The sequence below is a fragment of the Paenibacillus sp. NPDC058177 genome (assembly GCF_042883835.1).
Classification (GTDB): Bacteria; Bacillota; Bacilli; order Paenibacillales; family Paenibacillaceae; genus Paenibacillus_AQ; species Paenibacillus_AQ agri.
This window is the reverse complement of sequence record NZ_JBHVVB010000011.1, coordinates 24,532-48,706: the sequence shown is the minus strand read 5'-3', so window position 1 is coordinate 48,706 and position 24,175 is coordinate 24,532. Positions and strand designations below refer to the sequence as shown.

At 50.2% G+C, this 24,175-nt stretch carries 24 protein-coding genes and 1 riboswitch; of the genes, 17 read left to right on the top strand and 7 right to left on the bottom strand.

Going from position 1 to position 24,175, the window contains the following annotated elements; all coding sequences use genetic code 11:
- Window positions 1-175: 175 nt before the first annotated feature.
- Together ACFVU8_RS28245 and ACFVU8_RS28240 are read right to left on the bottom strand one after the other, a co-directional pair.
- Window positions 176-1,657, bottom strand: coding sequence for an amino acid permease (locus ACFVU8_RS28245; RefSeq protein ID WP_387431870.1), 1,482 nt, complete (start codon window positions 1,655-1,657; stop codon window positions 176-178).
- Window positions 1,658-1,815: 158 nt separating this feature from the next.
- Window positions 1,816-2,023: riboswitch (Lysine riboswitch) on the bottom strand.
- A 109-nt stretch (window positions 2,024-2,132) separates the two neighbouring features.
- Window positions 2,133-3,269: a virulence factor gene (locus ACFVU8_RS28240; protein ID WP_379469062.1), complete on the bottom strand. Its 1,137-nt coding sequence runs from the start codon at window positions 3,267-3,269 to the stop codon at window positions 2,133-2,135.
- Window positions 3,270-3,561: 292 nt separating this feature from the next.
- Here ACFVU8_RS28240 and ACFVU8_RS28235 point away from each other — a divergent pair, with 292 nt between their 5' ends.
- The 3 genes from ACFVU8_RS28235 to ACFVU8_RS28225 all read left to right on the top strand — a co-directional run bounded on the left by ACFVU8_RS28235 (window position 3,562) and on the right by ACFVU8_RS28225 (window position 6,488).
- Window positions 3,562-4,554 carry an MBL fold metallo-hydrolase gene (locus ACFVU8_RS28235; RefSeq protein WP_387431868.1) on the top strand — a complete coding sequence of 331 codons (993 nt, stop codon included), beginning with the start codon at window positions 3,562-3,564 and terminating at the stop codon, window positions 4,552-4,554.
- A gap of 119 nt (window positions 4,555-4,673) precedes the next feature.
- Window positions 4,674-6,299, top strand: a complete 1,626-nt coding sequence (locus tag ACFVU8_RS28230) for an ABC-F family ATP-binding cassette domain-containing protein (protein WP_379469066.1) — start codon at window positions 4,674-4,676, stop codon at window positions 6,297-6,299.
- A gap of 27 nt (window positions 6,300-6,326) precedes the next feature.
- Window positions 6,327-6,488, top strand: a complete 162-nt coding sequence (locus ACFVU8_RS28225; RefSeq protein WP_387431865.1) for a hypothetical protein — start codon at window positions 6,327-6,329, stop codon at window positions 6,486-6,488.
- A 35-nt stretch (window positions 6,489-6,523) separates the two neighbouring features.
- On the opposite strand, the gene ACFVU8_RS28220 is transcribed toward ACFVU8_RS28225, so the two are convergent.
- Complete coding sequence (locus ACFVU8_RS28220) at window positions 6,524-6,709, bottom strand: hypothetical protein (protein ID WP_175371737.1); 186 nt, start codon at window positions 6,707-6,709, stop codon at window positions 6,524-6,526.
- Between the two features lie 414 nt (window positions 6,710-7,123).
- Between ACFVU8_RS28220 and ACFVU8_RS28215 the strand changes: the two genes are divergently transcribed.
- Entirely contained in the window at window positions 7,124-7,963 is an 840-nt protein-coding gene (locus tag ACFVU8_RS28215; protein WP_387431863.1) for a C40 family peptidase, read from the top strand.
- Between the two features lie 388 nt (window positions 7,964-8,351).
- Here ACFVU8_RS28215 and ACFVU8_RS28210 read toward each other — a convergent pair whose 3' ends face one another.
- Window positions 8,352-8,519 (bottom strand): DUF1328 domain-containing protein, encoded by a 168-nt coding sequence (locus ACFVU8_RS28210; RefSeq protein WP_083205100.1) that lies wholly within the window; start codon window positions 8,517-8,519, stop codon window positions 8,352-8,354.
- Between the two features lie 191 nt (window positions 8,520-8,710).
- On the opposite strand from ACFVU8_RS28210, the gene ACFVU8_RS28205 reads away from it, so the two are divergent.
- From ACFVU8_RS28205 to ACFVU8_RS28160, 10 genes are all read left to right on the top strand, one after another.
- Window positions 8,711-9,217 carry a DUF948 domain-containing protein gene (locus tag ACFVU8_RS28205; RefSeq protein WP_379469072.1) on the top strand — a complete coding sequence of 169 codons (507 nt, stop codon included), beginning with the start codon at window positions 8,711-8,713 and terminating at the stop codon, window positions 9,215-9,217.
- 51 nt (window positions 9,218-9,268) lie between these two features.
- Entirely contained in the window at window positions 9,269-9,799 is a 531-nt protein-coding gene (locus ACFVU8_RS28200) for a hypothetical protein (protein ID WP_387431860.1), read from the top strand.
- 91 nt (window positions 9,800-9,890) lie between these two features.
- Window positions 9,891-10,241, top strand: coding sequence for a YflT domain-containing protein (locus ACFVU8_RS28195; RefSeq protein WP_387431859.1), 351 nt, complete (start codon window positions 9,891-9,893; stop codon window positions 10,239-10,241).
- A gap of 218 nt (window positions 10,242-10,459) precedes the next feature.
- Window positions 10,460-11,632, top strand: a complete 1,173-nt coding sequence (locus ACFVU8_RS28190) for a SpoIIE family protein phosphatase (protein WP_387431856.1) — start codon at window positions 10,460-10,462, stop codon at window positions 11,630-11,632.
- Window positions 11,629-15,300, top strand: a complete 3,672-nt coding sequence (locus ACFVU8_RS28185) for a response regulator (RefSeq protein ID WP_387431853.1) — start codon at window positions 11,629-11,631, stop codon at window positions 15,298-15,300. Before ACFVU8_RS28190 ends, ACFVU8_RS28185 begins: the two co-directional genes overlap by 4 nt.
- An 82-nt stretch (window positions 15,301-15,382) precedes the next feature.
- Window positions 15,383-16,252 (top strand): CheR family methyltransferase, encoded by an 870-nt coding sequence (locus ACFVU8_RS28180; protein WP_387431850.1) that lies wholly within the window; start codon window positions 15,383-15,385, stop codon window positions 16,250-16,252.
- 18 nt (window positions 16,253-16,270) lie between these two features.
- Window positions 16,271-17,941: a response regulator gene (locus ACFVU8_RS28175; protein ID WP_387431848.1), complete on the top strand. Its 1,671-nt coding sequence runs from the start codon at window positions 16,271-16,273 to the stop codon at window positions 17,939-17,941.
- Between the two features lie 96 nt (window positions 17,942-18,037).
- A complete protein-coding gene (locus tag ACFVU8_RS28170; protein ID WP_066365894.1) occupies window positions 18,038-18,376 on the top strand; it encodes an STAS domain-containing protein in 339 nt (112 codons plus the stop codon).
- A gap of 18 nt (window positions 18,377-18,394) precedes the next feature.
- The gene (gene rsbW / locus ACFVU8_RS28165) at window positions 18,395-18,847 is read left to right on the top strand and encodes an anti-sigma B factor RsbW (RefSeq protein ID WP_175371728.1); all 453 of its coding nucleotides are present in this window, start codon (window positions 18,395-18,397) and stop codon (window positions 18,845-18,847) included.
- Window positions 18,844-19,614 (top strand): sigma-70 family RNA polymerase sigma factor, encoded by a 771-nt coding sequence (locus ACFVU8_RS28160; protein WP_175371727.1) that lies wholly within the window; start codon window positions 18,844-18,846, stop codon window positions 19,612-19,614. Before rsbW ends, ACFVU8_RS28160 begins: the two co-directional genes overlap by 4 nt.
- 200 nt (window positions 19,615-19,814) lie before the next feature.
- Here ACFVU8_RS28160 and ACFVU8_RS28155 read toward each other — a convergent pair whose 3' ends face one another.
- Window positions 19,815-20,135: a DUF5665 domain-containing protein gene (locus tag ACFVU8_RS28155; protein ID WP_387431845.1), complete on the bottom strand. Its 321-nt coding sequence runs from the start codon at window positions 20,133-20,135 to the stop codon at window positions 19,815-19,817.
- A 359-nt stretch (window positions 20,136-20,494) separates the two neighbouring features.
- Window positions 20,495-20,956: a YtxH domain-containing protein gene (locus ACFVU8_RS28150; RefSeq protein WP_387431843.1), complete on the bottom strand. Its 462-nt coding sequence runs from the start codon at window positions 20,954-20,956 to the stop codon at window positions 20,495-20,497.
- Window positions 20,957-21,272: 316 nt separating this feature from the next.
- On the opposite strand from ACFVU8_RS28150, the gene ACFVU8_RS28145 reads away from it, so the two are divergent.
- Both ACFVU8_RS28145 and ACFVU8_RS28140 read left to right on the top strand, forming a co-directional pair.
- A complete protein-coding gene (locus ACFVU8_RS28145) occupies window positions 21,273-22,280 on the top strand; it encodes an asparaginase (RefSeq protein ID WP_387431840.1) in 1,008 nt (335 codons plus the stop codon).
- Between the two features lie 103 nt (window positions 22,281-22,383).
- A complete protein-coding gene (locus tag ACFVU8_RS28140; protein WP_387431838.1) occupies window positions 22,384-23,103 on the top strand; it encodes a pirin family protein in 720 nt (239 codons plus the stop codon).
- A 114-nt stretch (window positions 23,104-23,217) separates the two neighbouring features.
- Here the strand turns inward: ACFVU8_RS28140 and ACFVU8_RS28135 are convergent, their stop codons facing one another.
- Entirely contained in the window at window positions 23,218-23,442 is a 225-nt protein-coding gene (locus ACFVU8_RS28135; protein ID WP_066365864.1) for a DUF1128 family protein, read from the bottom strand.
- 151 nt (window positions 23,443-23,593) lie between these two features.
- Here ACFVU8_RS28135 and yyaC point away from each other — a divergent pair, with 151 nt between their 5' ends.
- Window positions 23,594-24,151, top strand: coding sequence for a spore protease YyaC (gene yyaC, locus ACFVU8_RS28130; protein WP_379469098.1), 558 nt, complete (start codon window positions 23,594-23,596; stop codon window positions 24,149-24,151).
- Window positions 24,152-24,175: the final 24 nt, after the last annotated feature.

Sequence of the window (24,175 nt, the reverse complement as noted above, 5' to 3'; positions counted from 1 at the left end):
AAAAAGGAAGAGGCGCTTGAGCCTCTTCCTTTTTAATATCTTCTTATTCCCTTATCTTCTTATTCCCTTATCTTCTTATTCCCTTATCTTCTTATTCTCTTATCTTCTTATTCCCTTATGTTCTTATCCCTTTATATTCTCAATCCCGTGCGCTGCTTGGGCTGACGCTTGGAATCTACTTGGCCTCTGTGCTGAGGTCGCATTGATCCAGCGGCACGATGGCACTCTTACGGAACCAGCGGTAGCCGACCCAGATCAACAGGAACAGCGGCAAGCTGATGTAAGAGACGAGAATGCCATACCAGTCGATATGTCCACCTGTGAAGGCGCCCATGTTCTGACCCAGAATTGCGATCATGCATAGTACAAAGGCGAAGAGTGGTCCGAATGGGAACCATTTTGCACGATAAGGCAGCTCATCGAGAGAATGCCCCTGAGCGACGAAGGCGCGCCGGAAACGATAATGGCAGACGGCAATGCCGAGCCAGTTGATGAATCCACACATCCCGGAGGCATTCAGCAGCCAGTTATAGACGGCACCATCACCGAAAAAGGAAGCAAGGAAGGCCAGCATCCCGACAGCAGTGGTTACCAACAGGGCACCTACAGGTACACCACGCCGATTGAGCTTGCCCAGCGCACGCGGGGCCATACCATCTTTAGCCATGGCGTACAAGACGCGGGTGGAAGCGTACATTCCCGAGTTCCCCGCCGATAATACGGAGCTGAGGATGACAGCATTCATGACCGAAGCGGCGATGGCGAGGCCTGCCTTATTGAAGACAATCGTGAACGGGCTGACGCCGATATCATCGATCCCGCCACGAAGCAGATCAGGATTCGTATACGGGATCAGCATCCCGATGACGAAGATGGCCAGGATATAGAAGATCAGGATACGCCAGAATACTTGACGGATCGCCAGCGGCACATTGCGGCGCGGATTTTCACTCTCACCTGCGGCAACGCCGACAAGCTCAGTCCCCTGAAAAGAGAATCCGGCTGCCATAAAGACTCCGACAAAGGCGAAGAATCCGCCATGGAAGGAGGTGCCTCCGAGCTGGAAGTTGCTGAAGCCGACCACGGTTCCGTCACCGCCCATGATGCCAAAAATCATGAGTACGCCAACAGCCAGAAAGACAACGACAGTAATAATTTTAATAATAGCGAACCAGTATTCTGATTCTCCGTAGCCCCGTGAAGACAGGAAGTTCAGGCCGAACATCAACAGCAGGAATACGAGGCTCCACAGCACGGACGGGCTGTCCGGGAACCAGTATTTAATGATAACGGTGGCGGCGGACAGCTCTGCGGCGATCGTCACCGCCCAGTTGTACCAGAAGTTCCAGCCGATAGCGAAACCGAAGGCAGGACTGATAAAACGGGTGCCATATGTGCTAAAGGATCCGGAAGTAGGCAGGTACGTAGCCAGCTCACCCAGGCTGGTCATTAGAAAATAAACCATGATCCCCACAGCACTATAGGCGAGCAGCGCACCCCCTGGACCCGAGGCGGCAATGGCACCGCCACTGGCGAGGAATAGTCCTGTTCCGATTGACCCGCCCAGCGCAATCATCGTGAGATGTCTGGCCTTGAATGACTTCTTCAGTTCGGTTGCAGGGCCGCTCCCAGTCTGAGGATGACTTGTTTCTTGCATGAAATAAACACTCCTTCTATTCTCATGTTTCTGTTCATGAACGGGGAGTGTGAAGGCCATGCACCGGGTAACGGGGCATCTGCGTCAAATTATGAACGCAAAGAAACCGCAGACGTTCGCTGCGGTTTCTGGATAGACAGCTTCCGCATCATACTCCCTGAGAAGATAGCGCAACACAGTGCATTCCCTATGCAATAGGAAAATGCCCCGTGACAGTTCCGTTCCTTTCGGAAACGGTCCCAGCCTGCGCCACAGTTAGAGCGGCAGCACAGGCTTCGGCGGATATTCCTTTCGGCGGCGTGTCATCGACGGCTCTTCAACGTCTCTACGTGCGTACTCTTCCTATCCGCGACCTCTACCTCATCCTAGGTATGATGAGGCTATCTTTACTACTTCATTCGTTTATAAACACAACAGCAATCAGTATAGATCATCTTCCAGCAGCGAGCAATGACAAAATACGGAAGCCTGGGCCTTAAGTGCGGCGGCGCTCCGACATTTGCTGCCAGACCGTTCCGGCCGCTTCCTCGCCGGAAGCGATGCGCTCCAGCGCCATGCGCGCTTGCAAGCCCACCTCAAACTCAGGGTCCTCTGCCGCCAGGATCAGCGCATCCTGCGCCTCTGCGGTTCCGACCTCATAGAGGAACCGGGCAGCACGCCAGCGGACCAGCTTGCTAGTGTCAGTCAGCGCGACTGTCATGACAGGCGTGGCGGCGGGGTCGCCGATGTCGGACAGAGTATCCCCTGCCGTACGCCGTACGGCAGGGGAGCTGTCCTTCATCGCTGCATAGAGCAGCTCCATCGCTTCTGGCGTGCGCAGGTCGCCTAAGTAGACAACCGCAAGCCTGCGAATATGCAGCTTGGGATCATGCAGTGCTGCGCCCAGCTCCGGAAGCAGCTCCGGCGTTGGCGCCAGGGCCTCCAGCGCGGCGTAGCGGACGCGCCAGTCTTCATTCTTCAGGTCTTGCAGCAGTTCCTCTCTGTCCTTGTCGGCCCGCTGCTCGACGAATTCGTCCGCAGTCCCGTGTGCGATGGCCTGCTGGATGAGGGAGTCCAGGCGTTCCTGCGGGTACGCTGCTTCCAGTTCCTGCTCCACCTCGCGCGCGATATCGGCGGGCTCACCGTAGCGGACGCCGTAATCCGTGAGCTTGCGCTCCTTGATCATCACGGCGCTGGCTACAGCGGTGACCGCTTCGGTGAAGCGGGAGGCCAAGCCAATGCGCTCTTCGTTCGCGCCGGTCTTGACGCGGATTTGTATCGGAATGCCGCGGAACATTTGCACGAATACTTGGGCTTCTCCGAAGTGGGCCCCGGCGTTCTCGTCGGTTAGACTCCAGTCGTCGGTCAAGCCTTCGCCGCTCCCGAAGCGGGACTGAACCTCCCGGAGAATCGCTGCCCAGTCGGCACTGCCCTTGCGCTCCAGCGCGGCAAAGTCTGCGGCATGATAGATGCTGGTCACACCGGGAATGGTCAGCATTTCCCGCGCCCAGGACGGGGCGGAACGCTGGCTTTCCGGCGTATAGGTTCTGCGGATGCCCGCTTCGAGACTTTCGTCCAAATGAAGCTTCATCGTATTTGGACTTGGCGTCGGTTCAATAAAAGTAATCTTCATACGTAGCTCCCCCTAAAATGGATTATGTCCTGTCCACATTTTACATCATTTCCGCCGCTGAACACAAAGCCTGTCAACCTTTCAGGGCAAGCTTAGTCTATAGCAGGAATGGGTAAAATGAATAGAATCAGGCCCGGGCCATGAAAAGTCCGACAAGCGATTCTTCCGATAAAAGGGCGCACGCTTGTGCGGCAAACTGGATATTTTGCAAATATGTCTGTCAAAACCTATAGTTAATATATATTCGCTTGCCACGGAGTTTGCCCGGCAAACCTGTGAAGGAGAGATTGAGATGGCTAAAAAAATTCGCTACAACAATATCGATAACGTCAGCACCGACAAGAAGCTTAAAGAATTTCGCCAATGGCGGGAAGAACGCCGCCGGAAAATCAAGGATTATTCTTATGTAGTGCCGAACGTTCCCCCCAGATTGTCCTATCTGGCGGAGAACCGCCTGGAGACCAGTATCACCTGGATTGGGCATTCTACCTTTTTTATACAATATGAAGGCATGAACATTATTACCGATCCGATCTGGGCCCGGCGTCTGGGCTTTGAGAAACGGCTGGGAGAACCCGGCATGAGTCTGCAGGATGTGCCTCCGATCGACATGATCCTCATCTCGCATTCTCATTATGATCATCTGCATATCGCTTCTATCCGCAAACTCTACGGCGTCGGAACGACTATTGTTGTGCCCGTGGGATTAAAGCGGAAGATGGTCCGTAAGGGATTCCGCAGCTGTGTGGAGATGCACTGGTGGCAGGAGCTCACCATTGGTAACATCAAGCTGTCCTTCGTGCCCACCCAGCACTGGACACGGCGTACTCCTTTTGACACGAATACCTCACATTGGGGAGGATTCATTCTGGAGCCAGCGCAGCCGGAGAAACATCCTTCTGAAGGCGGCACGAGACGTGAGCTGCCCCCCAATCTGTATTTTGCCGGGGATAGCGGTTATTTCCCGGGATTCAAGGAGATTGGCAGGCGCTTCAAGATCCATATTGCCCTTATGCCAATCGGTGCTTATGAGCCGGAGTGGTTCATGACCTCACAGCATGTCAATCCGGAGGAAGCGATGCAGGCCTTTTTGGATGTAGGTGCGGAGACGATGATTCCGATGCATTATGGCACCTTCCGGCTCGCCGACGATACGGCCAGAGAGGCGCTGGATCGGATGGAGGAAGCAAGAAAGGGTCATGGTATTTCGCAGGAACGGGTGCGGGTCCTCAGCTATGGAGAGACGCTTGTCGTGGAGGCGGAAGCACGGACAGTAGAGCAATGAGTGCGAAAGTGCATTTTTGGTGTAAACTTCCCGCTTGATACGCCACTTTGACGGGTTATTATAATGGGTTTTATGCTATAATGAGCCGGAAGCCTATGTGAAAAGGATGGTAATGCTTAATGATTAGTACAAGCGGCGTAACACTCCGCTACGGAAAACGCGCACTATTTGAAGATGTAAACATAAAATTCACTCCTGGTAACTGCTATGGTCTGATCGGTGCGAATGGCGCCGGCAAGTCTACCTTTCTGAAAATTCTGTCCGGCGAGATTGAAGCAAACACCGGGGATGTGCATATCACTCCCGGCGAGCGTCTGGCCGTCCTGAAACAGAACCATTTCGAGTACGATGAATTCCCGGTGCTTGAGACGGTAATTATGGGTCACACCCGCCTGTACGAGATTATGAAAGAGAAGGATGCCCTTTACGCGAAGTCCGATTTCTCGGAAGCTGACGGTCTGCGTGCCGGTGAGCTGGAAGGCGAATTTGCGGAGCTGAACGGCTGGGATGCTGAGCCGGATGCGGCAGCAATGCTGATCGGTCTGGGCATCATGCGTGAATTGCATGACAAGAACATGGCCGAACTTAGCGGCAATGAGAAGGTTCGCGTGCTCCTGGCGCAGGCCCTGTTCGGTCGTCCGAACAACCTGCTGCTCGATGAGCCTACCAACCACTTGGATCTGGAATCCATTGGCTGGTTAGAGAACTTCCTCATGGACTACGAAGGCACCGTAATCGTGGTATCTCACGACCGTCACTTCCTGAACAAGGTGTGTACGCATATCGCGGATATCGACTTCGGTAAAATCCAGATGTATGTCGGTAACTACGACTTCTGGTATGAGAGCAGTCAGTTGGCACAGACTTTGCAGCGTGATGCCAACAAGAAGAAGGAAGACAAGATCAAGGAGCTTCAAGCCTTTATTCAGCGTTTCTCGGCGAATGCTTCCAAGTCCAAGCAAGCAACCTCCCGGAAGAAGCAACTGGAAAAGATTACGTTGGATGACATCCGTCCTTCTAACCGTAAATATCCTTTCCTGAACTTCAAACCGGAACGTGAAGCTGGCAAGCAGCTGTTGACCATCAGCGGATTGTCTAAATCGCTTGACGGTGAGAAGCTGTTGGATGAGCTTAGCATTGTAGTTAACAAAGGCGACAAAATTGCCTTCGTAGGTCCATATTCCCAACCCAAATCGCTGCTGTTCGATGTAATTATGGGCGAGAAGGAAGTGGATGCCGGTGAATACACTTGGGGGGTTACCACCACTCAAGCGTATTTCCCGAAAGACAACTCCAATTATTTTGATGGTGTAGACATGAACCTTGTGGAATGGCTGCGCCAGTACTCCAAGGATCAGGATGAGACCTTCCTTCGCGGCTTCTTGGGCCGTATGCTGTTCTCGGGAGAGGAAGCGCTGAAGAAAGCGAGCGTGCTGTCCGGGGGAGAGAAGGTTCGCTGTATGCTGGCGAAAATGATGTTGAACGGGGCGAACGTGCTGGTCTTTGACGAGCCTACGAACCACTTGGATCTCGAATCCATCACAGCACTGAACAACGGGCTGATCGACTTTGACGGCACGATCCTGTTCACTTCGCATGACCATCAGTTCATTCAGACGATTGCTAACCGGATCATTGAGATTACACCGGCTGGCGTGATCGATCGCACCATGAGTTATGACGAGTATTTGGAGAGCGATGAAATCAAGGAACTGCGCAAGCGCATGTATCCTGTAGAAGTTTAATTATAAATGTGCTCCTCCTTGCGGGGAGTGTTAAAGACGAAGCAGCCTGTTCGATCCCTCGGGATTGAACAGGCTGCTTTTCTTGAAGTTCTGGAAACAGCAAAAACGGCTGCATGCTCCCGGCAGGGAGTACGCAGCCGTTTGGCTGTAACCTATGTGCCTGCCCCTGAATCAGGCCGGGCTGTTTGACATTGCCCGTGAACCGGGTAGGGGATCAGGATCCACTAGGACCCGCCAGTACGGCGGCGCTGATTGTTAGGCTTTTTGTTGTTCTGGCTTTTTAAGGGTTTGGCCGAACCTGCCTGGAATGAAGATCCCGGCTTGGCGGAAGATTGCTGCTTCTTCTGCTCAAGCTTTTTGCGGATCGCATCGGCAAGATTGATTTTTCCTTTTTCGGTGTTTTCGCTCATTGTGTTAACCTCCTTGGGAGCAAGTCCTTCACTTTATTCTAATGGTTTTTATTTGCTGCTACAAGGGCGAGAATCGTTGAAGGAATTCTCTACGTACGTTAATAGAACAGTAGGGGAGCAGCGGATTTGGGAGATATTTATGAAGATATTGTCTCATGGTGAATGTGGGGGGCTTGCAGGTCATTTGGAACCTAAAGCCTAGGTGAGAATTCTCTTTACCTAATACATTCCATCTTCCACCAAATCCAAGGAGGAATCGCGACTATAGACCTGTATCTTACCATAAAGTGGCATACTTATTTATGAAATTTGGGGCATGTTCTTAATCCCGGTCAAGCCTATAATGAGGGCAGAAAGCAACAAATGTAGCGCGCGCACTTGTTGGTTCTTACTTCAATTAACCGGAGGAACGGAATGATCAAGTCACACAAACAGCTTACATCTACATTATTGGTTTCTGCTGCACTTGCGTTGACGCTTGGGGTTGTCAGCCCTCAGCAGGCGTCCGCCCAATCCGAATCGCTTCATTCATCTATGGTTGTGGCTTCTGCCGGACAGTCTGCCAAAATTGAATCCAGTGTTCGTCTGCGTACCGCCCCATCTGTAAACAGCAATGTGCTGAAGTATTTGCAGAAGGGTGAAATCGTCTCCATTTTGGAAGTGACGAACAGTTATTTCTATAAAGTACAGTCTGCTAGTGGTGATGTCGGGTATGTCAGCTCGGGGAGTCAGTATATATCTCTGAACAACGCGGGCAGTACGCCAGCTAAGCCTGCACCGGCACCGACGCCAGCTCCTGTTGTTCCCAATCCGGGCAATGCAATAGAACGGGTAATTAGTGCAGGTATGGGATATTTGGGAACACCATACGAGTTTGGTTCCAGCCGCAGCAATACGAATACCTTCGATTGCTCCGATTTTATCCGCCAAATATTTATGGATGCAGGTGTTGTGAAGCTGCCCGCAGATTCCCGTCAGCAAGGGGATTGGGTGAAGCAGAATAGCACGGTGGTTAAGGATATCTCTGGATTAAAACGCGGGGATCTGATGTTCTTTATGAGTTACCGCGGGAATTCCGCATCGGCCTATGCCGGTGTTAATAAGTTGACTGAAAGAATTACACATGTTGCCATCTATCTGGGCGACAACAAAGTTCTGCACACCTACTCCGTTGCTTCCGGCGGGGTTAGAGTGGATAATTTAAGCGCTTCTTGGATGAATCGTTTCCTATACGGAGGATCGGTCATCCGCTGATATAGATAAGTAAATCAAGGCACAGGAGCGGCAGCAAGAGTATGTGACGGGTGAACGACAAGCGGGTACAGGGAAGAGGCTATTCCTTCAGTAGATGATCTACTGTGGGGATAGCCTCTTCTTTTGATGGATTTTGCCGGTACTTAGGCATCCTTCTGGAATAAAAACCATGGACAGGCACCATTTCCTGGGGCTATGGTAGAGTTATGGTGTAAATACATACGCAAAAAGCAGGGATTTGACCCCGGGCTTTACCCAGTCAGGTATTGGTTTGGAGTTTTTTCATTATCAATGATTGCTACTATCCTAGTAGACCAAAAGGAGGCCGGGGAATCACAAGCAATATTTAATTTAATCTTCAAAACAAGGACTCGGGAATAAGCAATGATTACATTGATCTTCCTCTGCGTCCGGTAAAGAGCGAGACGATGAAGAGAACAAGAAAGATATAGAACAGGACTTTGGCAATGCCGGCAGCCGCGGCTACCAGATTGAAGAAACCGAAGATTCCAGCAATCAAAGCAATCACTAGCAGGATTACAGACCATTTTAGCATGATAAGTTCACCCTTTCGTTTTGTCGATAGTCATTGTATAAACGGTGGAGCAGGGCATTGAAACAAGGGGGCTGAGAATAGTCTCCGGGACGCTTGACAAGCTGTTTAGGCTTTTTCAGGAAGGGGTAACTATGCAGTATTAAGGCAGGTTAGCCATCATTCATTTATGATTTTGGAAGGGGTTTTTGGATATGATTATTGAACTTAGCGTAGCCCTTGTGGCGGTCGCATTCGCTGTACTTGTCTTCTTTTTAATCAAAACCTTGCGTTCGGCAAAAGATTCTCTCGATAATGTCAGCCAAACGCTGCAGGAGGTCCAAAAGACCATTGATGAGCTTACGTACGAAGTGAAAACCACAGTCCGGCATGCGAACGATATTACTGTAGATGTACAGAATCAGCTTCAGAAGATCGATCCCATTATGGACTCGGTGAAGAACCTGGGTGAGGTCATGAATGAACTGACGCTAACCGCAAAGCAAGTATCTGTGACCGTCATTGAGAAATACCGCAAATCTCGTGAGCTGAAGGACAAGAGGAAAGAAGTATCCGTGGATGATACTCCGTTAACCCCATCTGAGGAACGTACGGTGAAGTCTTATGATGAGACTTATGCCAAAAAAGAAGGGGGTAAAGTCTCCGCCGTCCTGAAGGGTGTGGATGTGGCAGCGACCCTCTGGAAGAAGTTCCGGCCTTAGGCACGGTGTAGCGGACAAGACGGAAGCAGATCAGAAAGGCGGAACAACAAGATGAATATGATCATTTTATTGCTTAGTCTCCTTTCTCCGATGTTGGATGCAAGTCCGCAGAAACCGGACTCCGCAGCCGTCTTGGCGCCGCAGGCGCAGGTAGTTTCGTCGTTACTATACGCTACCCGTCCCACAAGTTACTTGGATAGCTTTGATTCGCTGGCAGGAGTTTCGCTGGATACCACACAGGAAGAATTGCTGCTGATCAAGGGGACACCGCTTCACATAGCCCGAGATCCCTGGCTTGATTGTCTGGAGTATCAATATGAAGACATGTCAGCAGGAGTGTATGCAGGACAAGTGATCTATGTTCATGTTGCCCCTCACCAGGCACGGCTGTATGGTCTGTTAATTAACGGGGTGAAGATTGAACCGGAGAAGGATGTTTTGCGTGAGGTGCTGGGAACCCCTTATTTTATGGCCGAAGATGGTGACGTATATATGAGAGGAAATATAGCGCTCAAGATTTATCGGAATCCGGCGACCGGAACATGGGACGGCATTGATTTGTTCGATGGCAATTCTTCCTAACCGTTTCAATTGGGGGAATTGAGGTTAATGAAAGATCAGTTGTCCTTTTGTCACAGTAGCTCTTAACCCTTAACTAAAGGAGAGTGAGATCATGGATTCAATCGGTACTGGGTCGTATGCTAAGGTGGTAGAGAACGGTGTTCAGGCGATAGAGGAAGTGAATCAACTACGGAGCAGCGGTTACAGCAAGGAAGACATTTATGTAATCAGTCATGACCAGGATCGTGAAGAACAAATTGCAGACATTGCTGACTCCAATGAAGTTGGCTTATCAGAAGAAGGACTTTTTGGTACAATGGCCAACCTGTTCCGCTCACGCGGGGACGAGCTTCGCTCCAAGATCACTTCGCTCGGATTCAATGACGCAGAAGCTGATTTCTATGAGAAGGAGCTGGACCGTGGGAAAGTTCTTGTCATCGCCCGGAGAGCCCGCTTGATATGAAGCTTGCCTTGTAAAGAACAAATAGTCCAATAACGTAACCTCCAGAACCACTAGGTGTAGTGGGGCTGGAGGTTACTTTGTTGAATTCCGGAGGCAGATCAGCTGCCCTGTATGTTAAGGTTGTGAATGGAACCGTCTTAGCAAGTATCGTATGATTATGAAGATACAGGTTGTACAGGATGTTACGGTCGATATACTACTCATGCGAGGTGACGATAATGAGAATTCTAATCGTGGACGATAATCCGACTAATGTGATCATTATCCGTGAGATCCTGAAAAAAGAAGACTACCGGAATTTCATCACGGCCTCTTCTGCCAAGGAGATGCTGGAGCTTCTGGGCATAGACCAGAATAAACCGGAAGAACGTCCCCGGCACTCGGACATTGATCTGATCCTGCTGGACATGATGATGCCGGAGATGGATGGAATTGAAGCTTGTCGTGTAGTTCAGCAGTACGAGCATCTCAAGGATATTCCAATTATTATGGTTACTGCTGTAGGTGATTCCAAAAAACTGGCCGAAGCGCTGGATGCAGGAGCTGTAGACTATGTCACGAAGCCGATCAACAAGGTGGAACTGATGGCAAGAATCCGCTTGGCGTTACGGCTAAAGCAGGAGAAGGATTGGCATAAAGAGCGGGATCAGCGCATACAGGATGAGCTGAAGCTTGCGGCACTTGTACAGAATGCAGTACTTAGCCTGCCGATTGAGGAAGAGGATTTTGCAGTCCATGCAATTTATCAGCCGTCCTTTGAACTGGCGGGGGATTTGTATGCCTGGTATGCCTTAGGGGACGGCCGCTACGGCGTCATTCTTCTGGATATGATGGGTCATGGAATCTCTTCATCCCTATTCTGTATGTTTATTGCCTCCGTGCTGAAGGACACGGTCACGACCTATGTTGAGCCGGAGAAAGTCGTGCAAGAACTGAACCGGCGTTTTAACCAGCTCTATATTGAGAAGTCACTTGTGCAGTATTATTTCACAGCAATTTATATGGTTGTGGACACACGCATGCGTCGTATTGATTATGTCAATGCTGGACATCCGCCGGCACTCTTCTTCGAAGGTGACAGCAAGGAACCGGTGCTGCTGAAGAGCAACTGTCATCCAGTCGGTCTGTTTGATCGTATGGAAGCCCAGCCGCAAAGCGTCAGCTTTGAGGAGGAAGGTCATCTGGTACTGTACACTGATGGGTTGCTGGAGATGGCAGAGGGTGAACAGGAGGACCAGCTGGACTTTATGATTAGCCATTTACGAGGTGGGCATGCGTGGCAGGAAGAAGCGATGCAGGCTGCATTCTTTAATGAAAAGCTGGACCGGGAACGTGATGATGACAAGTGCCTGGTCTGGATCTCACTGAAGAAGGAGACAGAGAAGGAATGAAGATCAAAGCCAAACTTCTTATCGGGTTCAGTGCACTGCTGGCGATTATGTTTGCCCTCACTCTTATTGGATATGACCGGTTAAATTATATGAACCATCAGCTAGACAGTTATCAGGACCGGTATCAGAAGGGGCGAAACTCTTCCGGCATGCGCGGAGAAGTAAACGATATGGCGCGTATATTGACAACTTCGATGTTGAATTCAGATTCTATGGCTATCGAGTCGCAAAAGAGCGAGATTAACGGGAAACTTGCCAAAGTAGATCAATATTTGGATAACATCAAGGAATCGATGACTAGTGCCGAAGAACTTCAGATTGTCAAAAGAATTGAGAACTCCTATTCCGCTTATAAGGATTATCAGGAACGGGCGATGGTGATGCTTGCCGCGGGCGACATCCAAAGCGCCAATGCCTACCGCAACGCTAAGGGTCAAGATGTACAGAATGAGGTGCTTGAGAGCCTGAACAGCTTGTCTGACTATAACTACTATAAGCAGAATGAACAAGCTGCCCAGGCGGAGCAGGCCTACCAGAGCTCCATCCAAATGGTTACCCTGATCATGATTACGGGTCTGCTGCTGGGGCTGGGAGTGATACTGTGGGTCATTCCCAGTATTACGCGCGGTCTGAATGTGATATCGATGATGATCAGTAGCTTCGGCAACGGCAGGCTCAGGGCTATTCGCCGGATCAAAGTCACTTCCAAGGATGAAATCGGCGAAGTGGCCCGGGTGTTCAAGGAAATGGCTGAGGATATCGAGCAGAAGCAGGAGATGGAAAAAGCCTACGCTCAGGCACAGAACGATCAGTCCTGGCTCAATGCCAATGTAGCCCAGGTTACGGAGCTGCTGCGTGGAGTTAGCTCGCTGGACGGCATCGCCCAGACCTTTATCAATGAATTCACCCCTATACTGAGTGCTCAGTACGGAGCGCTTTATTTGAAAGACCCTAATAATCCAGAGTCTCTGCGCAGTAGCGGTCGCTACGCCGCAGACGGTGAGAAGGAGCCGAAGGAAAGCTTCGCTATAGGTCAGGGGCTTGTCGGACAGTGCGCTCTGGACAAGAAGCCGATTAAGCTCGAGCAGGCACCGGATGATTACATCAAGGTGGCTTCCGGTTTTGGTCATGCTCAGCCCGATCATATTTCCATTCATCCTGTGCTGTTCGAGGATGAACTGCTTGGCGTGATGGAGTTTGCTTCATTTGAACCGTTTACCTCTCTGCAGACGGAACTGTTACACCAACTTGCGAACAACCTGGGTATTATTCTTAATAATGTTACACGTCGGATTGTTGTAGAGGAACTGCTTCGCGAATCGCAAGCGATGACAGAAGAGCTGCAATGTCAGTCGGAGGAATTGCAGACCCAGCAAGAGGAGCTGCGCCGCTCCAATGAGAACCTGGAAGAGCAGACGGACGCGCTTAAACGCTCCGAAGAACTGCTGCAGCGCCAGCAGGAAGAGCTGGAACATTACAATACGGAACTGATTGCCAAGACCCGCGCCTTAGAGGAGCAGGTGCAGGAAGTCGAGGAGAAGAAGGACGAGATTGAGCATGCCCGTGGTCAACTGGAGAAGCAGGCGATGCAGCTGGCGGTGACCAGTAAATACAAGTCGGAATTCCTGGCGAATATGTCCCATGAGCTGCGGACACCACTGAACAGCCTGCTGATTCTCTCACAGCTGCTCACGGAGAACAAAGAAGGCAATCTTAACGATAAGCAAGTGGAATTTGCGCACACCATCTATATGTCAGGCGCCGATCTGCTGAAGATGATCGATGAGATTCTTGATTTGTCCAAGGTCGATGCTGGCAAAATGGAACTGAACCACGAAGAGATTCGGCTGGCTGATTTGAACAGCTTCGTGAAGCAGAATTTCGGTCCGCAGGCACTCAAGAAAGGTTTGTCTCTGCGTACAAACTTCGACCAGCCGCTGCCGGAGATCATTATTGCCGACAGCCACCGCTTGAAGCAGATTCTGCGGAATCTGCTCTCCAATGCCTTCAAATTCACAAGTGAAGGATTTGTCGAGTTCTCTGTAAGCCCGGTAACGGGAAATATACCTGTCTATTTGCCTTCTGAGGCCGAATATATCGCTTTGGCTGTGAAGGACAGCGGCATTGGCATTCCGGCGGACAAGACGGACCTCGTGTTCGAAGCGTTCCAGCAGGTGGACGGAACGACCAGCCGCAAATATGGCGGCACAGGCCTCGGCCTGTCTATCAGCCGCGAACTGGCCCGCTTAATGGGTGGGGCGATCGTACTGGATTCCCGGGAAGGGCAGGGCAGCACCTTCACCCTGTACCTGCCGGTTCAAGTGAATTACAGTCAGCTACTGGGAACCGCAGAGGCTGCCGCCACGAGTGAAGCGGTGAATCTGGCCGGCTATGTTGAAGAGCTGCTGCCAGTCAAAACTACCAACGCCTTTACCGTTACAGAGATTCAAGAGCTGGTCGTTGTAGAGGATGACCGCGAGGATCTCAGTACCAGCGATAAGGTGCTGCTGATCATTGAAGATGATGAGAGCTTCGCGAAGATTCTGCTCGGTATGGCCCGTGGCCGCGGCTTTAAAGGGCTTGTGGCTCTGCAGGGAGACACCGGGATGCAAATGGCCAAGTCCTATTTGCCGGATGCCATTATTCTCGATATTCAGCTGCCGGTCATGGACGGCTGGTCCATCCTGCGGGAGCTGAAGGGTTCTTCGCAGACCCGGCATATCCCTGTTCATGTCATCTCTGTCAGCGACGAGGTGAAGCAGGGACTCATGATGGGCGCGATGGCTTACTTGCGCAAGCCCTCTTCCCGCGAAGCGCTGGAGCGGGCGTTCTCGCAAATCGAGAACTATACGTCCAGCACGCTTAAGCATCTCCTGATTGTGGAGGATGATGAGATTCAGCGTCTTTCCATCATGGAGCTGATAGGACACGATGATGTCGCCATCACTGCGGTATCCAGCGGCGGCGAAGCGCTGGCTGAGCTGCGCAAGCAGAAATATGACTGCATGGTACTGGATCTCATGCTTGAGGATATGAACGGGTTTGAACTGCTGGATCAGATTCGCGATGATGAGGAACTGAACGATCTGCCTATCATCATCTACACTGGCAAGGATCTCGACACCAAGGAAGAGATGCGGCTGCGCAAATACGCGGAGTCAATCATCATCAAGGATGTTCGTTCCCCGGAGCGGCTACTGGATGAAACCACGCTGTTCCTGCATCGGGTGGAGGCCAATTTACCGGAAGACAAGCGTATGATCCTACAGAAGCTTCATAATAAAGAGGAACTGTTCGACGGCAAAAAAATACTGCTCGTCGATGACGATATACGGAATGTATTTGCTCTGTCCAGTGTCCTGGAAGGCTACAATATGGAAGTGAAGTTCGCCGAGAACGGCCGTGAAGCACTGGACCTGCTCGTGGAGCAGGAGGATTTTGACCTGGTGCTGATGGATATGATGATGCCGGAGATGGACGGATATGAGGCGATGCGCCGGATTCGTGAGATGCCGCAGTACCAGAAGCTGCCGATTATCGCGCTTACAGCGAAGGCAATGAAAGAGGATCGAGCTAAATGCATAGAGGCTGGAGCCTCAGATTATATGAAGAAACCGATCGAGACCGATCAGCTTCTTTCATTAATGCGGGTGTGGTTGTATTCGTAACCATGATTTTGGGGTAATAGTCTTAAAGATTAATAAACAGACCATCTCTGGGATGGTGTAGTAGCAAGGAGTCAGGATAACCATGACAGCAATGGATCACGGATATGAAAGTCAGCCTGTATTGTCCGGGGGCAAGAACGAATTAGAGCAAATCGAGATTGAACTGCTCCTGGACGGGGTACATCGTTTATACGGATATGATTTTCGCAATTATGCGCTACCTTCCTTGAAGCGAAGAATTTGGCATCATGTCCATGCAGAGAATCTATCCAGCATATCCGCATTGCAGGAGAAAGTGCTGCATGACCGGTCCTGTTTTGAACGTTTTGTCTACAGCCTTTCTATTCCTGTAACGGAAATGTTCAGGGATCCAGGGCTGTTCCTGACCTTCCGCCAGAAGGTCATTCCGCTGCTGCGGACGTATCCTTACATCCGCATTTGGCATGCTGGCTGCTCTACAGGCGAAGAAGTATACTCCATGGCGATTTTACTGCATGAAGAAGGGCTGTATGACAAGGCGCGTATCTACGCGACGGACATGAATGACCGGTCTTTGCAGCAGGCCAAGGAAGGCGTATACGAGATCAGCAAAATGCAGCAGTATACTAAGAATTATCTGGAGGCGGGCGGGACCCGCGCATTCTCAGAGTACTATACAGCGAAATACAATTCAGTGATTTTGCAGCCTTATTTGCGCAAAAATATTATTTTTGCCGAGCATAACCTGGCTACAGACACCTCGTTCAACGAATTCAATGTTATTTTCTGCCGAAATGTAATGATCTACTTCAATGATGACCTGCGAGATCATGTGCACGGGTTGTTTAATGAAAGCCTTGGCCGGTTCGGCGTGCTCGTGCTTGGCTCGAAGGAATCCATTCATTTTACCAGGTACAGCGATAGTTACGAACCCCTGGACAGAGTAGAGAAAATCTATCGGAAGATCAAATAGTGTGCTTAGGAGGGTCCCATGGGGTTTCAAGAGCCGATTCATATACTGTTGGTAGACGACCGTCCTGAAAATTTGCTGGCGCTGGAGGCAGTGCTTGAGAGTCAGCAATATAAGCTTGTCAAAGCCACCTCCGGCGAGGAAGCGCTGCGGTGTTTGTTGAAGTATGAATTCGCAGTTATTGTACTGGACGTACAGATGCCGGGTATGGATGGCATTGAGACCGCCAAGTTGATCAAGGCCAGAGATAAGACCAAGGATATCCCGATTATTTTCATTTCAGCGAACAGCAGAGAGGCGGAGCATCTGTTCGCCGGATACTCCGCCGGGGCCATTGATTATATGGTGAAGCCGTTCATTCCGCAGATTTTGAAATCCAAAATTGAGGGCTTTGTCGATATGTATTTGACGAGCAAGAAGCATCAGACCCAGACGATGCTGCTGCAGCAGAAAACGCAGGAGCTGGAGCGGATCAATGGGGAACTGATCAAGGCCAAGGAAGAGGCAGAGATCGCGGCCAAAGCCAAGACGGAATTTCTGGCGATGATGAGTCATGAGATCCGTACCCCGATGAACGGGGTCGTGGGTATGATCGATTTGCTGATGGAGACCGAGCTTGAGCCGGAGCAGAAGGAATATACCGAGATTATCCGCAAAAGTGCTGACACATTGATTACCGTTATTAACGATATTCTGGATTTCACGAAGATGGAGTCCGGCAAAATGGAGATGGAGGAGCAGCTCTTTGAGCTGCGAACCTGTATCCAGGAGGTCTTCAACCTCTTTGCTATGGAAGCCGGGAAAAAGAACCTGGAGCTGGCTTATTTCATTGACCACAAGCTCCCGAGATTGCTGTACGGCGATATGGCGCGCTTGCGCCAGGTACTGATTAATTTGGTCGCGAATGCCGTCAAATTCACCAATCAGGGTGGAGTATACCTGGTTGCGTCTGCTGTGCAAAGCAAGGATAATAAAATCGTAGTAGAGTTTACGGTTAAGGACACAGGCATCGGGATTTCCCCGGAGAAATGCGACCGGCTATTCCAGCCGTTCTCACAGCTTGATTCCTCTATGACACGTAAATATGGGGGAACCGGTCTTGGGCTCGCCATCTGCAAATCCCTTGTAGGGATGATGGGCGGGGATATCCGGGTCGAATCGATGGAGGAGAAGGGTGCTACGTTTGTCTTTACCATCCAGGCAACACTGCCCGAAGGGGAACTGGTGGGCAGTGGAGAGAAGGAAGAAGCAGCCCATACCTTCCCAAGTGAAGAGGAACGTAGCCGGGTGCTTATTGTGGATGACCATCCTATCAATCAGAGGCTGATGGTCAGTATGCTGCACAAGCTGGGCTATGAGGCGGATGTCGCCGAAGACGGAAGACAGGCTGTAGCTTTGGCGCTGAAGCATGCTTATGAATTTATCTTTATGGACCTGCAAATGCCGGTGATGGACGGCCTGGAGGCTACTGCCGAGATCCGGCGTGGAAGCGGACCGTCTGCCGGAACAGCTATTATCATTGCGATGACGGCCAATGTCATGGAAGGCATCCAGAACCGCTGCCTGGCTTCAGGGATGAATGATTACATCAGTAAGCCGCTCAAGATGGGCAGCATCAAGCAGATCATTTCACGATATTCCCGAAAGGATACCCTGATCAATGAGCGTGGGACGTCCATTCATCATGCGTAATTCAGCAAATACCAGAGTCTGAATAACCGTTTTTTGTTTCAAAAGTATGCCTTTAGGGTTATTGGTAAAGAAAACATATATCAGGAGAGATTGTCTATGAATACACATAAAAGCGAAAAGTTTCATGCAAAGACTAAGACCGAAGGCAGTGTATGTACAGTTTTCCTAAGCGGGGAACTCGATTTGTCGGTTGCTCCTGATTTTCGTCTTGTCATGGAGCCGCTTGTGGGTGAAGCTGGGCTGGACCTCGTCATTAATCTTAAAGAATTAAGATACATCGACAGCACAGGCATCGGAATTCTGCTCTCGATCCTGAAAGCCAGACATGGTATGGATGTTAAATTCATTGTGGAAGAAGTGCCTCCGCAAATTCAGAAGCTGTTTGATATGACCGGTATTGCCAAGTTTTTTGCCCCCCAAGAGAATTCCCACTAGGAAAGGACCGAACAAAGAATGAGTGATGATGTGCAAAGAGTAGTTCTCCAGTTGCCGGCCAGCGCGGAATATGTCGATATCGTCAGATTAAATCTATATGGTATTGCTTCAAAAATGGGCTTTACGTACGAGGACATTGAAGATATGAAGGTTGCCGTATCGGAAGCCTGTAACAACTCTGTACTGTATGCTTACGGGCAGGATGATGGATTGGTGGATGTGATCTTTGAGGTTGGCCCAGATGCATTGTCCATTATTGTCAAAGATGAGGGGGAGAGCTTTGACGGCGTGGACTCGGCTGCTGAGCGTACGACGCTGCACGACAAAGAGCTGAGTGACGTTCAGGTCGGAGGCCTGGGATTCTACCTGATGCAGGCACTGATGGACGATGTTAGCGTAGTAAGCGAGGCGGGGAGAGGGACGGTGGTTACCTTGACCAAGCGGCTTCATTATAGTGAGGAGAAAGTATGAACGAAAAAGCGACTCCCCCCGAGTCCATGAATGAAGCAGTGAGCCTGATCTGGGAATACCAGCAAAGTAAAGATAATGAAATAGCCACCACCTTAATTCAGAAATACGAGCCAATGGTCAAAATGGCTGCCGGCAAAATCGCCCGCAATCGTCCCGACCTCTATGAGGACCTGTACCAGGTTGGTCAAATGGCGCTAATCCGGTTGCTGCAGCAATATGATATCAGCTTGGGAATCCCTTTTGAACCTTATGCCATGAAAAGCATGATCGGGCATATGAAGAATTTCCTGCGCGATAAATCCTGGTACATACAAGTTCCGAGACGGATCAAGGAGAAGGGGGCTCTCGTTCAGCAGGCGATCGACGAACTGACGATCCGGCTGGAGCGTTCGCCCGCAGTGGATGAAATAGCCCACTATCTTGACCTATCTGTGGAGGAAACAGTAGAAGTACTGGCGGGCAGGGAATGTTATCACTATGTGTCACTGGATTCACCTCTCTCTCAAGAGGAGACCGGCGCAACACTTGGCGAACTGATCAGTTCGGAAGCCAATGATTTTGAAACGGTAGAGAAGCGCATGGACTTGCAGCAGGCGCTCGGTCAATTGAAGGAGCAAGAGCAGCAGGTGCTGCTACTAGCCTTCCAGGACGGGCAATCTCAGCGGGCCATCGCCCAGAAGCTGGGCGTTTCACAGATGAGTGTCTCGCGGATTCAGAAGCGGGCCACCGAAAAGCTGAAGCAAATCATGTCTAATTCTTCCTATTGAATGACGATCGGATATTACGAATGATGAACAGAATCGATGATGCCGTCTGCACGCTATTGCCTAAAGAACGATAGGGTATGCTATTCTCCGGAGCGGAGAGAAGCATACCCTTTGTTGTGTCAACGAGCGAAAGCCCCTTGCATACGCCGGGCTTCGTAATAATCATTTGACGGAAGTCCTGGTGCAGGCAGCAGGGCGTGTTAATTGTTGGCATCAATATAGTTTTTAATCTCACCCAGGTATTCGCCGATCACTGGCACATTGATGAACAGACTGGCTACATAACCGAGCAGCCCAAGGATGATGAACGTCCCTAGTGAAAGCCCGAGTCCCCGGGAAATGCCAGCCATCAGGTTGGTGACGATCCGTTTTTTCGGATTAGAATAATTTTCGAGAATATCTTTGAATTCTGATTTTTCAAGCGAATTAGCAATTTGGTCGAGCCGCGCATTGAGCCGTTTGACCTCATGCCGCAGCTCAAAGGGATGCTCCTCCAATTCATAGGTTTTGCTTCTGTTCATTGAATCTCCCATACCGCTCCCCGCTTTCTTTAGCGACTCAAAACCAAAATCAGTGGTTGACGCTAAATAAGGACGCTACGGGTTCAGAGGGTTCTTCCGATCGCTGATAAAGTCCGATTTTTTGGATGGTAAAGGAGTTATAGGTTAAAATCGGTCTTTAAAGGCGAACACTGACGTTTCCTCCAGAATCTCTCTGACCCTCCGCACTAACGCCGCTTATAGTCAACCTCTGATTTTGCGACTGATCCTCTTTAGCCGCAATATTTTAAATCAATTTACCTTTAAGACATGGCAATAGCCAGCTACGGTGAGCTGGCTATTGAATAAATGGAGCATAGCTGGTTGTCACCGTCGATCCATTAGGAGGATTTATAGGTAGACTCGACGTCTTCTTTGGCGCTCTTGGCTTCGTCTGCAACATCTTTAGATGCGTCTTTCACATCTGAGGCCACGCTGGCTGAAGCTTCGCTGACTGTATCTCCGATCTTTTTCCCGGTGTCTTGCAGGGTGGCTGCGATTTGCTGTTTACTGTCGCTGACGGTAGTATAAATGTCGGAGGCTTTGGTGGAGACCGTGCTAGCAAGGTCGGAGGCCTTTTCGCCTACGGTAGTTGCCAGAGCTTTGGTCTTATCCGTCACGGCCCCAGCGACCTCCTTGGTCTTGTCTGTGGCAAGCGATAGCTTGTCCGACAAGTCGCTGCGGATCTCGCGGCCGGGTTTGGGTGCGAACAGCAGGGCAGCTGCCGCACCGATCAATCCACCGATAAAGACACCTTTTAGGAAGTTGCTGCCGTGTTCTGTTTCATGCTCTACGTTACTCATCACCGATCACTCCTTATCAGAATAGGGTATTCCAGATCGGGAAGCGGGAATACCGCCCCCTTCACGGGATATCATGGGGATCTGAAGCTATCTTACTTGGTATATAAACGTTAGTGTATAGGCTGAAACAGCAAATGAGCAAGGGAACGATTAAAGGAGAAATCTACAGATTGGGCGCAACAGAGCGGCTTGTAAGCACATAAACGGCTGTTTTTGCGGCTTTACAAACAACCCCGGATAGCCGAAAGATTATATAGTTTCTTGGAATTAAACCTGAATTTATTTATAGACGTTTTTAGAAAAGAGGAGAGACATCATGGAAACAGTGTTGGTGCGAGAATACCGGTCGGATTTGCTGGAGTGTGTCCACAGTGGACATATCGCCATCGTCGGGGAGGGGGGGCAATTAAAGGGATACGCTGGGGATCCCGGCTTTGTTTCCTTTACCCGTTCAGCAGCAAAACCTATGCAGGCCATTCCTGGTATTCGTGGTGGAATCGCTGAGCATTATGGCCTCACACCACCGGAAATTGCGCTCATGACTGCTTCCCACCGGGGCGAAAGCTATCATGTGTCCACACTGGAGAGCATCTCAGCTAAGATCGGCATTGAGGAATCGGCTATGATTTGCGCGACTAGCTACCCGCTGGACCGCAGCAGTCGGGAAGAAGCCATCCGCGGCTACAACAAACGAAAAATTTATCACAACTGTTCCGGCAAGCATATGGGTATTCTGTCCTATAGCAAGCTGAAGGGCTTGCCGCTGGATGAATATGATCAGCCGAGTCATCCGGTTCAACGTGAAATTATAGATACGATTGCAGACTTGGCGAACATAGCTCCGGAGAGCATCGGGCTCGGAACGGATGGCTGCGGTTTGCCCGTATTTGCCCTCCCTTTGACAGCACTCGCTAATGCTTATCTGAAGATGGCTTGTCCCGATCTTATTGACGATGGACCAACCCGTGAAGCGGTTAAGGTCATTACTTCAGCCATGAATGCTCATCCAGAGATGGTGGCTGGTCATGGACGACTGGATTCAATTCTGCTGGCGGATGATAACATCATTGCCAAAGGCGGTTTCAAAGGGGTCTATTGCTTTGCACTACGCCGGGAGCGGCTGGGAATCTCATTCAAGATTCTCGACGGCTCTGAGGAAGAGTGGGGCCTGATTGTCTACAGCATTCTGGAACAACTAGGCTACAGTGAGCAGACTACGATGGAAAAGCTACGTGAAGCCTTCACAGGTGTTATCTATAATGACGGCGGAACGAGAGTAGGGCATGCAGAGACGGTGTTCAAACTACAGTCTAATCTCGACTAATGTATGATTGACAGCGGATGAGTGAGGGTAAGAAATATATAATTAAAGCGCCTATTTACCAGTATGGTTCCAAGATATCAACATCTATGGAGGTGCAACAATTATGATCAAAGTCATCACATCCGCAGAGAGGCATACATCGAATAGAGACTGGATACACAGTGAGTTCAGCTTTTCCTTTGCCGATTACGACGATCCCAGCAATGCGCATTTCGGTGCGCTACTGGCCCATAACGACAACGAGTTGAAGCCGCAGCAGGGTATGCATGAGCATCCGCATCACAATCTCGAGATTATAACGTATGTGGTTTCAGGGGTACTGAGCCATGAGGATGACCTGGGCAATCAGATCGATCTTCATGCCGGTACTGTCCAAATTATGAGTGCGGGAACAGGCATTAATCACTCGGAAAAGAATCAATCGCAGAGCAGCAATGTACGTTTCCTGCAGATTTGGCTACTTCCAAACCAGCGCGGGCTATCCCCCAGATGGGATGCAAAATTCTATCCCCGTGAGCAACGTCTCAACAAACTGCTGCCGGTGGCGTCTGGAACCGGTGAGGACGGTGCACTGAGATTCAACGAGAATGCGACTATTTTTTTGTCGGTGCTGGAGACGAACCGGGAGCTGCAATATCCACAGCAGGAGCACAGGAGAACTCATATCTTCGTGATTTCAGGAAATGTGGAGATATCTTGTTCGGATGGCAGTTTTGACCTGAGCACAGGAGATGCTGCGCGCATCCGCAAGAGCTGTGAGATGACCATTAGAGGGACCGGCAGTGATGGTGCAGCGGAGCTGATTTTGATTGATCTTCCTTAAGAGGGGATTCCCCTACAGGACAATCAACCTTGCTATTTTTTAATTAAAAAAAGCCCCTTGTCTTCATGGCTCATTCGCGGAATGGACCAAGACAAGGGGCTTTATTGTGTGCTGTTACTTGCGGCGAAGACGACCAAGCTCGGATACCAGCGCCTCTACTTGGGAAATGCTGAGTCTGTCGCTTCCCATAGCGACTTCATAGACATCGAGAATATCCTCATAATTATCTACCGAGAATGCAGAAGCTTGCATGGCGGCCGCACTAGCCATTTTCAGCTTATCTTTGATGGCTTCAATCATATATTCAACATTTTCCTGGCTTGGTTGTGTCAAATCCATTGGTTTTATTACATCCTCTCTGACCATTGATCCATGTATTTTACCATGTTTCCAGGCGAGACCACCATTTTTTTGTCGGAGAGAATGAAATCGTGTAGAATGATAAAAGAATTTTGGAATACCGGAGCAGGAGAACAAGGAGGTGGAGCAGATGGGAATCCGGGAGCAGGGGCATGAACGTCGATATAAGAAGGACACAGAAGGACTGACGGCGTTCTTCCGGGAAATTGCAGCTCTGCATACTATCGAACAGGTAACCTTTCTTTGTATTGGGACGGACCGCTCCACTGGAGATGCGCTTGGCCCGTTAACAGGGAGCAGGCTGATAGACTACGGCTTTCCGCATGTAGTTGGCACATTGCCGAACCCCTGTGATGCAGATAATTTGGCTGCACGTGTGGCATCGATCCCGCCAGGACAGATTATTATTGCTGTAGATGCCTGTCTGGGGACGCTGCTCACACGGGAGAGTTATCTCACTGCGGCGGGGCCGTTGCAGCCTGCACAGTCAGTCGGTCTGAAGTTTCCGGCTATTGGACATTACAGTATAGCGGCTATTGTGGATGTGAACGGACCCAAGCCTTATCATACTTTGCAGACAACGCCACTGCATCGGGTGATGGTCATGTCAGAGCAGATTGCCGGAGCGGCCGCCACAGGTTTCGGTTTGGAAGCTTATGGGCGTTTCAAGGGAAGCAGTTTGGCTTAAATATATATATCTAACGTGCTTCAT